Origin of the sequence: Rhizobium sp. P40RR-XXII (assembly GCF_012641405.1) — a bacterium.
Taxonomy (GTDB): Bacteria; Pseudomonadota; Alphaproteobacteria; order Rhizobiales; family Rhizobiaceae; genus Rhizobium.
In genome coordinates this window covers 200,250-214,453 of record NZ_JABAII010000003.1, presented here as the reverse complement: position 1 = coordinate 214,453, position 14,204 = coordinate 200,250, and the positions used below count along the sequence as shown (strand labels likewise).

Annotated in this window: 11 protein-coding genes; 5 read left to right on the top strand and 6 right to left on the bottom strand. The window is 60.0% G+C overall.

Going from position 1 to position 14,204, the window contains the following annotated elements; translation table 11 throughout:
- Window positions 1-239: 239 nt before the first annotated feature.
- Complete coding sequence (locus HGP16_RS07395; protein WP_168839364.1) at window positions 240-1,271, top strand: class I SAM-dependent methyltransferase; 1,032 nt, start codon at window positions 240-242, stop codon at window positions 1,269-1,271.
- 22 nt (window positions 1,272-1,293) lie between these two features.
- Here HGP16_RS07395 and HGP16_RS07390 read toward each other — a convergent pair whose 3' ends face one another.
- The 6 genes from HGP16_RS07390 to HGP16_RS07365 form a co-directional block, all read right to left on the bottom strand.
- Window positions 1,294-1,911 (bottom strand): DedA family protein, encoded by a 618-nt coding sequence (locus tag HGP16_RS07390; RefSeq protein ID WP_168839363.1) that lies wholly within the window; start codon window positions 1,909-1,911, stop codon window positions 1,294-1,296.
- Window positions 1,908-2,489 carry a class I SAM-dependent methyltransferase gene (locus tag HGP16_RS07385; protein ID WP_246703289.1) on the bottom strand — a complete coding sequence of 194 codons (582 nt, stop codon included), beginning with the start codon at window positions 2,487-2,489 and terminating at the stop codon, window positions 1,908-1,910. Before HGP16_RS07385 ends, HGP16_RS07390 begins: the two co-directional genes overlap by 4 nt.
- Before the next feature lie 103 nt (window positions 2,490-2,592).
- On the bottom strand, window positions 2,593-3,951 hold the full coding sequence (locus HGP16_RS07380) for a sensor histidine kinase (RefSeq protein ID WP_168839361.1): 1,359 nt from the start codon (window positions 3,949-3,951) through the stop codon (window positions 2,593-2,595).
- Window positions 3,948-4,622 (bottom strand): response regulator transcription factor, encoded by a 675-nt coding sequence (locus tag HGP16_RS07375; protein WP_168839360.1) that lies wholly within the window; start codon window positions 4,620-4,622, stop codon window positions 3,948-3,950. Before HGP16_RS07375 ends, HGP16_RS07380 begins: the two co-directional genes overlap by 4 nt.
- A 350-nt stretch (window positions 4,623-4,972) precedes the next feature.
- A complete protein-coding gene (locus HGP16_RS07370; protein ID WP_168839359.1) occupies window positions 4,973-5,215 on the bottom strand; it encodes a DUF1127 domain-containing protein in 243 nt (80 codons plus the stop codon).
- A gap of 414 nt (window positions 5,216-5,629) precedes the next feature.
- Complete coding sequence (locus tag HGP16_RS07365) at window positions 5,630-7,189, bottom strand: radical SAM protein (RefSeq protein ID WP_168839358.1); 1,560 nt, start codon at window positions 7,187-7,189, stop codon at window positions 5,630-5,632.
- A gap of 341 nt (window positions 7,190-7,530) precedes the next feature.
- Here HGP16_RS07365 and HGP16_RS07360 point away from each other — a divergent pair, with 341 nt between their 5' ends.
- From HGP16_RS07360 to HGP16_RS07345, 4 genes are all read left to right on the top strand, one after another.
- Window positions 7,531-8,730: an MFS transporter gene (locus HGP16_RS07360; RefSeq protein WP_168839357.1), complete on the top strand. Its 1,200-nt coding sequence runs from the start codon at window positions 7,531-7,533 to the stop codon at window positions 8,728-8,730.
- Window positions 8,731-9,115: 385 nt separating this feature from the next.
- A complete protein-coding gene (locus tag HGP16_RS07355) occupies window positions 9,116-10,999 on the top strand; it encodes an MFS transporter (protein ID WP_168839356.1) in 1,884 nt (627 codons plus the stop codon).
- A gap of 541 nt (window positions 11,000-11,540) precedes the next feature.
- Window positions 11,541-13,022 (top strand): sugar ABC transporter ATP-binding protein, encoded by a 1,482-nt coding sequence (locus HGP16_RS07350; protein ID WP_168839355.1) that lies wholly within the window; start codon window positions 11,541-11,543, stop codon window positions 13,020-13,022.
- A 50-nt stretch (window positions 13,023-13,072) separates the two neighbouring features.
- Window positions 13,073-14,053, top strand: coding sequence for an ABC transporter permease (locus HGP16_RS07345; RefSeq protein ID WP_409526823.1), 981 nt, complete (start codon window positions 13,073-13,075; stop codon window positions 14,051-14,053).
- Window positions 14,054-14,204 lie beyond the last annotated feature (151 nt).

Below are 14,204 nucleotides of genomic sequence, written 5' to 3'. Positions count from 1 at the left end.
GCCAAAACCGCTTTCTCCCCACAATCGACGCATACTCATCATCACCCGAGTTAGCCGAGACTTCATGTCCACCGCTTTTACCTTTGCGTCGCTCGACTGAACCAATCACTCGCTTCACCAAGGCGGCTAATTTGATCCGTTTGATAACGACAGCGTTGCCGCAGCGACATTAACAAAACCATAGCGCTCAATTTTTATCTGAGATATGGTTTGCGGAGTGTTCACGGACTCGTTTAAAATTGAAACAATTTCAAACTGCTCTTGATGGCTATAGCCTTGTTACCGCGCAATCTATCTCGGAACATACGAGATCATCGGGTAACGATCTTACAACCGAACAAATTAAAGAGGGCGAGGCTGAACTCGCCCTTATTCTGTCATTGACACAGCAGGGATTTGAAGCGAATGCGCCGGTTCAGGGCATCATGAAAGCCTTGACGGAGCGCTTGCAGGCGTTGAAGAACAAGACGGCGCCGCTGACTTGGGCGCATCTCGCCGCGATTGCGCAGACGCATCCAGTTTCATCCTTCCTGCTTCAGGACCCTCTGACCCGATGGTCCTTCGAAAAGCCGCGCGGCTATAGCGGCGATGCCTATCTGCTCGACTTCATTTATGAACACCCATCTGTTGCCGCACAGGTGGAAGAGGCCTCGGCGCTCGGCGCCGAAGTTTACGATTTCACCCGGCAAGCCGCCTCCGCCGTTGCCGTGCGGGAAAGGCGCGATCTTCTGGCGGCGCATGTCGATGCGGTGGCCGAGAAGAACGACGGGGCTGAAATCCTGGCGATTGCGGCTGGGCACCTTCGCGAAGCTGAGCGTTCCCAGGCTCTGCAAAGCGGCAGGCTCAAACGCTGGATCGCGCTCGATCAGGATCCCGTCAGCGTCGGCACCGTAAGTTCGGCCTTCCATGGCAGTTGCATCGAAGCCATCAACGGCTCCGTTCGCACCATCCTGGGGCGTGCGCAAAAGCTCGGCACGTTCGATTTCATCTACGCAGCCGGTCTTTACGACTATCTTGCCGAAAGCGTCGCCGTTCGCTTGACGGAGCGCTGCCTGCAGATGCTGAAGCCAGGCGGCAAGTTCCTTCTCGCGAATTTTGCGAAGGATATCGGCGTCGAAGGCTACATGGAAACTTTCATGAATTGGCCGTTGATCTGGCGAACGGACGAAGATGTCCAGTCGATCATCGACAAGGTCAAGCATCCGGTCACGGATGTTTCGGTCACGCGTGGTGAAAACGGCGGCGTCATCTATGCGGTCCTGACCGTGTAGCCCGCGAAAGCAGTGCGATCGGCTAAGCCGCGTTGCGGCTTAGCCGGCGAAGACGGAACAAAGCAAAGAGCAGAAGATAGACCAGGATGGCGGCGAAAGCGGCAGACGTCGCTGTATCCTGCGCGAAGACCTGCTTGCGCAGCATATAACCCGACGCCAGAAACGGCGCGTTCCAAACAGCTGCACCGACGAATGTCGCGATGGCAAATCCAGGTACAGGTATGGCAAGCACGCCCACAGGAAATGCCATATAGGCTCTGATCACCGGAATAAGCTGACCGACAAACGCCACCGATGTCCGATGGCGATGACAATGGCTCTTCAGTCGCCAATACCACTCATCGCTGATATCCAGCCGCCTGCCCATCCTCATCACGAAGGCATCTCCACGTTCAGCCCCCAACCATCGGCCCATTCCATACCAGACCAACGAGCCTGCCGTTGAACCTGCAGCCGTGATGATGATTGCGAAGGGCAGATCGCCGGGGCTGGTAATGCTCAGCATGCCAAGCATGATGAACATGCCGACGGATGGTATGATGGGTAGAAGTTTCTCGATCGTCGAACACAGCGCAAGGCCAAGCAACCCCCATGAGGCCAGGTCCGGCATGATACCCAACAGATCGGACAAATCACTCATCTGCCGATCACCGCGCAATGAAGCGGCTTGCGCCGGACAATCTTGTAGACCCTGGCGGGCGGGAAATTGCGCAGCACTCGGCCATGCAGCGTTGCCTTGAAACCGAACCGGTCGAGCAGCCGATACGGCACGGGACAGCGCATGCCATAGGTGAACTGGTAAAGTGCGCCGCCTTCGCGTAGCCTCGACGAGACACCGGTCAGAATGGCAATGACCGTCTTCGGCGACATGTTCAATAACGGCAACCCGCTGATCGCACAGCCGAACGGCGCCTCTTCCGGCAGGCCGTGAGCCCTGAGCCTGGCCGCATCAGCGCAGACGACGCGAGCGGTGGGAAACCGCCGTCGAAGCATGCTGGCAAAGCTGTCGGCGTACTCGACCAGCGTCAGATCCTTTTCGCATACGCCACGCGCAAGCAGAGCTTCCGTAAAGGCGCCCGTTCCCGGACCGAGCTCCAGAACGGGTCCAGCCGAAGGATCAACTTCGCTGGTCATCAGCTCGGCGAGCATGGTGCCGGAGGGCGCTATCGCACCAACCATCCGCGGATTTGTCAGCAGAGTTCGCAGAAATAAAGACATGTTCGACATGCATTCCCACCTAAAGCCCGAGAGATTCGCCTGCGCGGCAGGCTTTTCCTACGAGAAGCCAATTGCGGGAACATTGCACCGGAATGGCGCGACATCATCGATCCGCCACGGGGAAGCTCAGCCGGAAAGCCGCGCCGCCAGTCGGTCCCTCCAGGACGACAACCCGCCCACCGTGAAGTCTGGCAATTTCCTGGACGAGGTTGAGCCCGAGACCGAACCCCTTGCCGTGTCCCTGAAGACGATAAAACGGCTCGAAGATGCGGTTTCGTTCCTCCGGCGGAATGCCGCGACCTTCATCGGCAACCGTAATGCCGGTAGAACGACCGACATGGACTGTTATCCGGCCGTTGCGGCCGCCATACTGGATCGCATTCTGCACGAGGTTGGCAACCGCGCGCTCAAGCGCCGCCCGATCGCCGAGAATTTCAACCACGTCCTCATCCTTGATGAAACATGGCTCGTAGTTGGCGGCAATGGCGAGCGGCGCCAGCTCGGAAACCACGTGCTGCGCGACTTCGACGAGATTGATCGCAGCCGGCTCGAAGCGGTGATTGAGGCGCTGAAGATCGAGGAACTGTTCGGCCAAGGTCGCAAGGCGCACCGTATCTTCGAAGATCCGTTCCTTTAGCGGGCCGGACGGCAACCCATCAAGGCGCGTCTGCAGGATCGCGACAGGGGTCCGCCATTCATGCGCGAGATGAGCGAAAAGGCGCTTCTGCCGTTCATAGCCTTCATCCAACCGGCCGAGAGCATCGTTGACGGCTTCGACAAGCGGCAGGATCTCTCGCGGGACATCGTCCACCGGCAGCCGCGTGCCCTGACGATTGATGTCGATCTGCCCGGCGCGGGAAACGGCAGAGTCGAGCGAGGAAAAGGCGCGGCGAACGACCAACGGCGCAGCGACCATCGTTGCGATCGCCGTTACGATGAGAAGCGGCAGGAGAGCGCTGAAGAACACGATGCTAACGGCCGTAAGCACACGAACCGTCGATACGCTGCCGTCGACGCCCGTGAGCACCTGCACCTCGCCTGCCGGGGATCCTACCCATTGCAGACGTGCGGCAGGCGCGATACTTTCGCCGAGATTGCTGCCGAAACGGGCCTGCCCGATGCCATCAAGCGCCCCGCCGACATTCGCATAGGCCAGCGGTACGCTCCCATCTGTTATCGAGGCGCCACCGCGATCCCGCACGACGAACCAGAGCCCCGGCAAATCGACGCGGCGCGCTGCAAGGGCCGGCGTATTCTTCAGCATCAGTGTGCCGTCTTGATCCCGGGCGATCGACTGCGCAATGGCGTCGATGGTTTCGTCTTCCGGCTGAAGCGAGATGAAGCTGCCGGTCATCCAGAGAGCGGCAATGATGAGGAGCGCGAGAACAGTCAGAAAAATCGCCTGCAAGACGGACAGGCGCAAGACGAGGCGCCATCGCAAGGAAGGCTGGCTGGCGCTCATGACGTCTTTCTCATGAGATAGCCGACGCCGCGAACCGGATGAATTTCCAGGCCGGATTCCAGGGAGGCGAGCTTGCGGCGCAACCGGGAGACATGGGCGTCCAGCGTGTTGGACTGGATATCATCCGCGAAGCCATAGACGGCCTCCTCCAATGCGTGGCGCGGCACGGTGCGCCCCATGCGACGCGCAAGCGCTTCGAAGACAAGCAATTCCCGGCGGGGCAATTCGAGCCGTTCGCCGTCGATCAGCACATCATGGCAATCGAAATCATAAGATAGCCTGCCGAAACTCACCACCTCGCTTCGCACGTCACCCGGACGGCGCATGATGGCACGCAATCGCGCCAGCAGCTCCTCCACAGCAAAAGGTTTGACGAGATAGTCGTCGGCGCCGGTATCGAGACCACCGATGCGGTCTTCGAGGTCGCCTCGCGCCGTCAGCACGATCACCGGCGTCCCGACACCGGCAGCACGCAGCCTCGGAACGATCGAGAGACCGTCGCCGTCCGGAACCTGGCGGTCGAGAAGAATGACATCATAGGGGATACTTCTCGCGGCCTCCTCGGCATCGGCCAGCATCGATACATGATCGACGATGGCGTCGCGGGCTTGCAAGGCAGCACTCAGTGCCGACGCCATTTCCGGCTCGTCCTCAAGCAATAAAATCCGCAATGGCCAACCCCTGTCATCAGACAATTACATGGCATAGGCGGATTGCGAGAACATTGCGACCCAATCTTGCACGACAGCATCGCGGCTGCAGAAGTCGCACTCCGACAGCCGTCGAGCGGATCGATATGGCCGACGATCATCATTCGCGACACGGCAAGGGAGAGCATCGATTGCCCTTCCCTGCACGGAACGCGACGGAAACAGTTTCATTGGTAACCGGCGGCGCACGGAATCGCTCGATTCCGTGCGCCGATCACGCTCTCCATTCTTTGGCGCCAGCGGCCAAAGGATATTTCCGAACCAGTTTCGATCGGCGAAATACGATGAAGCGTCATGCCCATCGTTCCAACCTAACCGAAGCGGCGCAGCTGCAGCGCCAGGAAATTGGGATGACCCAGAATTTCCTCCCGCTCCGGCAGACCGATATCGCGAAGCTGGTAGTTCGACAGTTCGCATACCTGCTTACGCGTTTGCCGCTGCCTCCAGATGACAAGCAGCAGGGCGCGTGCGGTCCTCCAAGCACCGAATTTCTGGTACAGTTCATTGATCGTCGCCGTCAAACTATCGGCAACTAAAAATTGTGAATGCGTCATTGTCCTTCCTGGCGCGATTACGCAGCCAGGTCCTCTTGAAGCTTGACCGGCTTCAGGAGCAAGCGCGCAAAACATGCGCGCATTCATTCCCTCGGCAAGTCATAGTATGGTTATGGGAAAAGTGCCTAAACGGCGGTAGATAAAGCTTTTATCAGCTTTAAATAAAAGCTCGTCGTGTGGTTGGCATGGTGCATACCAATCCAGTAACGAGCACTCCGCCGGAGACGTATGTAAACATTTGTGTATGATGCATGTCACGCCTCCTCTGTTTGATTTGCGGATGAGCGTATAATACGCAAGATCGGAGAATCGGCAACCCCACAATTTCGAATTGCAGGAATCTCGATTCTGGTGTTGCGCCGGCGCAACAACAAAACAGGCTCATTTGCAACGAAGCTCTTCGCCGTAGCGTCGCTAGAACGAGTTGACGATGCCGCCGCCGCTGTGCATCTGCTGGACCATAATGTGGGCGTGATAGTGCATGGCACACTTGATCGCGTAGATTTGCAAGATGATCGGGGAGCGGCGATGCCGCAGGAGATTTAGAAGCCGTCGGCGATAGACGGCGCGCAGATCCTCCTCCTTCACGCGTCGCATCAAGCGAACGAAAATTCCGGCCGCCTCCATCGCCCATGTCGCGTTGAGTGCCAGTAAACGTAAGGGATGGCGGCGAAGATGCCGTAAGCGGGTGCTTTCCGGTTCGATGCGTGCATCGATATAGAGCGCATCCAGCCGGTCGAAATAGGCCGTCGGCTGATGCAGATCGCTGAGGACGGAGAGATATCCGTCCCGCAGCGTTTCCCGCGAGAGCTTGAGCGGAATGACGTTGGTGCCGAAGGCGGGCGGATCATCATGATCGAGCCGCCCTTCCTTGGCGAGACGCGTATAGAGCGGTGTCTTCGGAATAGCCGCGAGCATGCCGATCATCGCGTTGACGATGCGCGCATCCTTGATGAAGACACGCTGCGCATCGAAGATGGTCGCATCGTCGCTGTCGAAGCCGAGGATCATGCCGCACCAGACTTCCATCCCCGTCTGCTGGATCGTGTGGATCTTTTCCAGCATCGTGCCGCCCTTGCGCAGGTTCTGCAGCTTCTTGGTTTCGCGCAGCGCCTCCTCGTTCGGCGTTTCGATGCCGATGAAGACGACACGGATATTGGCGTCGACCATCAGCTGCATCAGCTCCGCATCGTCAGCCAGGTCGATCGACGCCTCGGTCAGAAACGTCATCGGATAATGACGTCTTTCCTGCCAAGCGACGACATCGCGCAAGACCTCCTTGATCGCCTTTTTATTGCCGATCAGATTGTCGTCGACGATGAAGGCCGTATCCATTCCCGCGGCCAGCAGCGCCTCCATCTCGGCGATGACCTGCGCGCTGGCCTTGATGCGCGGCTTGCGGCCGAAGACCACGATGATATCGCAGAAATCGCAGGTGAAGGGACAGCCGCGCGAGAACTGGATGCTGCCGACCGCATATTCATCCATCTTCAGGAGGTCGAAGCGCGGCACCGGCACCTTGCTCATATCCGTCTTGTCTGACTGTTCGTAGCGCCGCACATGGTTGCCCTGCTGCCATTCAGCCAAGAATTTCGGCCAGGTTTCTTCCGCCTCGCCGATGAAGGAGACATCGACGAGATTGCCGAAATAATCCTCCTTGACCGTAACCCAGGGTCCGCCGACGACGGTGAAACAATTGCGTCGTTTGAGCTCGGTCAGAATCTCCGTCATCCGGAAGCGCTGGACGATCATGCCCGTCAGCGCGACGATGTCGGCCCTCTCGCAAAGGTCGTAGTCTATCGGTTGGATATTTTCGTCCACGAGGGTAACGGTGTGCTCCGCGGGCGTCAGCGCCGCAAGCAGCGGCAGACAGGCGACCGGAAGATTGGCCTTCACATCGAACAGCGGCAGCGCATGCTCCATGCCCCAGTAGGAGGTTTCGAAGCGCGGATTGATGATGACGATATGAGCCATTGAATATGCCGCTCCACGACTTTGAAGATCTGGTTCGGTATTGCGCTGAGCTTGTATTTCATTCGCATCTGCCTGCGCCCGCCCTTCGGGGGCGAGGCCGGTCTTGGCATCGAGGCCGCTGTCTTAGCAGCCGTATATGAGCTCAGGATTAAATTTCGCCCGGCCCGTCGGCGGGAGGTTGGACTCCCGCATCTTCCCTGTGCCACCAAAGTACCGGAAATTTTTTCCGAGGGCGATGTCGAAATCAACGCCAGACGATCGTCTTTATTGCAGGCGCGTCGTGTGAGATGAATTCCTGGTCTTTCTCCGCGCTGATCGAGCTGGCTGAAAGGAGCTGCGAAATGATTTCGTCCTACCGTTGGGTGATCGTCGGTGCCGGTGCGCTGATGACTTGCGTCGCACTCGGCGCGATGTTTTCCTTGGCGATCTTTCAGGTGCCCATTGCCACAGAGACGGGCTGGTCGCATGCCGGTATCGCCGCCGCCATGACGCTGAACTTCCTGACGATGGGCTTGGGCGCCTTTGCCTGGGGTGCCGCAAGCGACCGTTTCGGCATCCGCATCGTGGTGATGATCGGGGCGCTGCTGCTCGGGCTTGCGCTGGTCCTGGCGAGCCGAGCCGGCTCGCTTCTGCAATTCCAGCTGACCTACGGCATTCTCGTCGGCCTTGCCGCCAGCGCCTTTTTCGCGCCGATGATCGCGGCGACAACCGCATGGTTCGACAAGGGAAGAGGCTCGGCGGTGTCGCTGGTGTCGGCCGGCATGGGCGTCGCGCCGATGACGGTATCGCCTTTCGCCCGTTACCTTATTTCCGCCTATGACTGGCGCTTCGCCATGCTTCTCATCGGTATCATGGCGTGGGTCCTTCTAATCCCGGCGGCACTGCTGGTGCGGCGCGCGCCCGTTCCGGCAGAGACCTCCAGCTGGGGTGGGCAGGCGGACGAGACGAGCCTGCCGCTCGGCCATATCTTCCGCTCGCCGCAATTCATCGTCCTTGGCGCCACCTTCTTTGCCTGCTGCGCGGCCCATTCCGGGCCGATCTTCCATATGGTCAGCTACGCCACGATCTGCGGCGTAGGCCCGATGGCTGCGGTCAGCATCTACAGCGTCGAGGGACTTGCCGGCCTCGGCGGCCGCCTGCTCTACGGCACGCTTGCCGACAGGCTCGGCGTCAAACCCGTGCTGATCGCCGGGCTGCTGGTACAGGCGGCAGCACTTGCCACCTACCTGCTGGTCAGCAAACTCAGCGAGTTCTACGCGCTGGCGGTCGTCTTCGGCAGCGCCTATGGCGGCGTCATGCCGCTTTATGCGGTGCTTGCGCGAGAATATTTCGGGCCGCGCGTCATCGGCACCGTCTTCGGCGCGGTATCGATGCTGTCGAGCATCGGCATGGCGGCCGGGCCGCTGATCGGCGGCTGGATCTTCGATAGTTTCGCCAATTACTCGTGGCTGTTCATTGGCTCTTCCATGGTCGGGCTGGGGGCTGCCGGCATCGCCCTCGCCTTTCCGCCGATGCGGCGCCGGCGACTGCAGCCGGCATGAGATAGGCCTAGAGCAGCGCAGACATGGGGCTGCGATCTCCGGCACGCGCGGCGCATTTCAAATAGGCTGACGCCAATCTTCCTGGCGCCAGCCTCCTGACATGGGTCCGCCACGATGGCGACGGCCAGCGACATATTCGTATTTCTTGATGCTTTACGCACAGTTTTCCATAAGCGACAGCGGTTGCAGGCATTGCAATTTTCAATTTTTAGCCAACACTCGCAAATGCATCAGGTGCGTGATCTCCCGGAGGAGGAAATCGGGAGAGCACCCACTGGCGCGACTTTCCGCGCCCATCGGCAGGAAAGTCCTGCGTAATGTCATCATGGGGGACATGACACCGGTCTTTTGACCATGTCCCTGGTGCAATTGGGAGGATTGATTCATGGCAACCACGTCCGCGGCCGAGACGAACGGTCGAGGCATGACCAGGGAAGAGAAGAAGGTCATCTTCGCCTCTTCGCTCGGCACAGTGTTCGAATGGTACGACTTCTATCTCTATGGGTCGCTGGCCGCTTTCATCGGCGCGGCGTTCTTCAGCGACTATCCGGAAGCGACCCGTAATATCTTCGCCTTGCTGGCCTTCGCCGCGGGCTTTCTCGTCCGGCCATTCGGCGCCCTGGTCTTCGGACGCATCGGCGACCTCGTGGGGCGCAAATATACCTTCCTCGTCACGATCCTGATCATGGGCCTTTCGACCTTCCTGGTCGGCGTTCTGCCCGGCGCGGCAAGCTGGGGTATCGCCGCACCCGTTACCCTGATCATCCTGCGCCTGTTGCAGGGCCTGGCGCTTGGCGGTGAATATGGCGGTGCCGCTACCTATGTCGCCGAGCATGCGCCCGACAACAGGCGTGGTTACTATACGTCCTGGATTCAGACGACGGCGACACTCGGCCTGTTCCTGTCGTTGATCGTCATCCTGATCGTGCAGAACGCCCTCGGCAAGGAGGCCTTTGCCGCCTGGGGCTGGCGCATTCCCTTCCTGCTGTCCTGCCTGCTGCTCGCCATCTCCGTCTGGATCCGGCTGTCGCTCAGTGAATCGCCGGCCTTCAAGAAGATGAAGGAAGAAGGCAAGGGCTCCAAGGCGCCGCTCTCCGAAGCCTTCGGCCAATGGAAGAATGCAAAGATCGCCCTTATCGCCCTGCTCGGCCTTACCGCCGGTCAGGCGGTCGTCTGGTACGCCGGCCAGTTCTACTCGCTGTTCTTCCTGCAAAACGTGCTGAAGGTCGACGGCCAATCGGTCAACATCATGATCGCCATCGCGCTGTTGATCGGCAGTGGCTTCTTCGTGTTCTTCGGCTGGCTTTCCGACAAGATCGGCCGCAAGCCGATCATCATGGCGGGTCTCGCTCTGGCGATCCTCACCTATTTCCCTCTGTTCAAGGCGTTGACCCACGCGGCAAATCCGGCGCTTGCCCAGGCGGAGCAGAGCATCCGCGCCACTGTCACGGCAGCTCCCGGCGACTGCACGTTCCAGTTCAACCCTGTGGGAACGGCGAAGTTCAACAATTCCTGCGATATCGCGACGTCGTTCCTGTCGAAATCATCCGTACCCTATACGATCGCCGAAGGTCCTGCCGGGCAGCCGGCAACCATCAAGGTCGGTGACGCAACCGTGACGTCCTATGAGGCCACGGCCGCCGGTGCGGGCGCTGCGGCCAAGAGCGCCGCCTTCACGCATGACATGAGCCTCGCCTTGCAAAAGGCAGGCTTCCCGCTCGCCCGCGATCCTGCCAAGGTTCCGGACGCCAAGCTGGATGCCTTCGTCGCCGCCAACCCGGAGCTTGGGCTGAATGCTGCAACCGTGCGCGCTGGCGACAAGACGGTGACGCCCGTTGCCGATCTCGTGAAGGCAAAACTGCTGACGGCGGATCAGGCCGGCGGCGCAACCGAGATGCCGGTCTATACCATCGCCAATGGCGGCGCCTTCAAGATGGTTGCCGATCCCTCGGCAATCAATTGGCCTTTAACCATCCTGATCCTGACGATCCTCGTCATCTATGTGACGATGGTCTATGGCCCGATTGCCGCGATCCTGGTGGAGATGTTCCCGACCCGCATCCGCTATACCGGCATGTCGCTGCCCTATCATATCGGCAACGGCTGGTTCGGCGGCCTGCTGCCGGCAACGGTCTTTGCGATGAGTGCCGCCACAGGCGATATCTATTATGGACTCTGGTACCCGATCGCGATCGCTGCGATGACGCTGGTCATCGGCCTTATCTTCGTTCGCGAAACCAAGGGTGTCGATCTCAACGCCATCAAGTAACCGCATGAGAGGCCCGTCCTGCGACCTCGCATGGCGGGCCTTTCTTCGCCTGTCTTCAGGCACCGCAAAGAGCGTGCAATAATAATAAGAAGGAAAAGAGCACCATGAGGGCGGCCAGGACGTGTTGCAGCATCGGCCAGATGCGTCGGCTTGCAGCGAGGCTCGGTCGGGTTGCAAGGGATGCAAGGTAAAGTACTGTGTCCATAAAGGCTCCTGGCGCATATAACCGAACAGGCGAAACGAATGTCGTCACGATTACGGAAATCCGCGATATCGTAGCTTTTATATTGTCTATAAAATTAGTAGACTAAAGAAAGGGTTTTTCAGCACGCTTGGCATTTCGGACAAAATTAAACTCACGCGCTGCAGGGCGACATATTGTTTGATCGACCTCATGCCAGCCAACGGAGATCACCAGTAGAGCTAAACAAAAACCGAATGAAAATTTATTCTATAGAATAAATCGACAAAGCAAGGCCGATCCTTGTGATTGAGCGGCGATGGATTAGGTCTGTCGCAGACAATCATCGAGCCTGCACGCATGACTTTGCTGGATATCCAAAATCTCTCGCTTGCCTTCGGCTCGACACAGGCCTTGGCAGGTGCGTCGCTGACCATCGACCGCGGCGAAGTCGTCGCGCTGATGGGAGCCAACGGCGCGGGAAAATCGACTTTGGTGAAGATCCTGTCGGGCATTCACCGTGCCGATTCAGGCAGGATCCTGTGGAACGGCGATGATTATCACGCCGATAGCCCCGCCGAGGCCGTAGCCCAGGGTATCGTCACTGTGCACCAATCCACTGACGTTGTCGGCGTGGCGGGCCTTTCGGTGGCGGATGCCCTTCTGCTCAATCGATTCGTCGATGGGCGCCAGCCCTTCTTCCTGTCGAAGCGCTCGGTGCGGCGAAAAGCTGAGGCCATCCTCTCGGAAGCCGGTTTCAACCTACGGCTCGATCGGGATTTCGGCGACCTCGGCACGGCGGACCGGCAGATGGTTGCCATCGCCCGCGCCCTGTCGAACAAGGCGCAGCTGCTGATCCTAGACGAGCCGACGGCAAGCCTTTCCGCACGCGAGACAGGCCGTCTCTACGACATCGTCCGTCAGCTGAAAGCGCGCGGGCTGGGTATCCTCTATATTTCGCATCGAACCGCGGATCTCGACGCACTCGCCGACCGTGTCGATATCCTGCGGGGCGGCCGCAATGTCGGTGCCCTTACACGCCCCATCGATTTTGACGCCGCCATCGAAACCATGATCGGACGATCGATGACGGCGGCCCGCCCGCATCGCCGTGAACAGTTCGACCGGACGGTGCTGGAACTTCAGCGCGTGCAGCTGCTTGCCGACAGCCCGCCGATCGATCTCAAGCTCCATGCCGGCGAAGTCGTGGCGATTACCGGCGTTCTCGGCGCAGGCAAGAGCCGGCTTCTCTCGGCCCTTTTCGGCCTCGAACGCTTCGCCGTGGGCAGCGCTCTTCTCGACGGCACCGCATTTCGGCCCGCCTCGCCGGCGGATGCAATCGCGCACGGCGTCGTCATGGCCGCCGCCGACCGGCATCGCTCCTCGCTCATGCCGCTGGACTGGCCGGGCGAAAGCATCGCCGCCACGATCAGCCTGCCGCACCTGAAGCAATGGTATCCGTCGGGCTTCCTGTTTTCCGGACGAGAGACCCGCGAAGGCGAAAAAGCCATTCGCCGCCTTGGCATCAAGGCGCCTGGCCCGGAGGCGTCCGTCTGGTCGCTGTCGGGCGGCAACCAGCAAAAGGTCGTGCTCGCGCGCTGGGAGGCGGAGCCGAGCCGCCTGCTGCTGCTCGACGAGCCCTTCCAGGGTGTCGATGTCGGCGCTCGCCAGGATATTATCGCCGCCATACGCGCCCATGCGGATCGCGCCACGCTGATCGCGACATCCGATCCGGAAGAGGCGCTCGAAGTCGCCGACCGGGTGCTGCTGATGGAGCACCATACCCTGAAGGAAATCGCTCATGCGACCGCCGGCGACCGGCAGAACGAGGAATATGCCTGATGAGTGAAGGAACCGTCCAAATCCCCGAGCAGAAGGCAGCAAGCAGCACGATGTCGCCGCAGGAGTTCGTGCGGCGGGGGGCGGTATTTTTCCTCCTCCTTGCCCTCGTCATCATCTTCAGCGTCGCCCAGCCGGCCTTCATCAACATCAACAATCTGATGAGCATCCTGCAGGCGGTTTCGGTCGTCGCCATCATCGGCGCGGGCGTTACCGTGACGCTTGCCATCGGCGGCTTCGATCTTTCCGTCGGCGCGGTCGCCACCTCGAGCGTCATGGTGGCGAGCTATGCCATGATCGTCCTCAATCTCGACGCTTATGAGACCGTGCCGCTGGTGCTCGGCTTCGGCACGATCGTCGGGCTCGTCAATGCCCTGCTGATCGTCCGGCTGAAAGTGCCGGATCTGCTCGCCACGCTCGCGACCATGTTTCTTTTGACGGGGCTGCAGCTGATCCCGACGGCGGGGCGCTCGATCTCGGTGGGCCTCATCCTCTCCGATGGCACGACAGCAACGGGCAAGGTCGATCCAGCCTTCCTGACGATCGGACGATCGAGCCTGTTCGGCACCATCCCCTTCCCCGTCATTCTCATGCTGATCGTCGCCTTCGTGCTTTACGTCCTCACCGAGCGCACGCGTCTGGGCCGCCTTCTCTATGCGACCGGCGGCAATGAAGCCGCGACCAGGCTTGCCGGTGCCAACATCGCCCGCCTGAAGACCTTTGCCTATGTGCTATCAGGCGTTCTCGCCTCGCTTGGCGGCATCATCGTCGCTGCGCGTGTCGGCCGTGGCGACGTCTCCTCCGGCGCCTCGCTGCTGATGGATTCCGTGGCCGCCTCGCTCATCGGTTTTGCCGTGCTTGGACTGCGCCGTCCCAACGTTCTCGGCACGACGATCGGTGCCGTCTTCGTCGGCGTGCTTCTGAACGGGCTGACGATGTTGAACGCACCTTATTACACGCAGGACTTCATCAAGGGTGCCGTTCTCGTCGGTGCGCTTGCACTTACCTATGGGATCAGCCGCGGCAAGTCGTGATTTACACGACGGCTCCTGCCCGGGCACTCGATCGGCCGCTCGCCTAAATGGTCGCCCGTTACGGCGGTTGCACCTCGGGCATCGTCAAGCTTCAGCTCGAATATCCGGTAGAACGCTGAGCCGGCCGGTCGCCGGCTCAGTGAAGATCGAG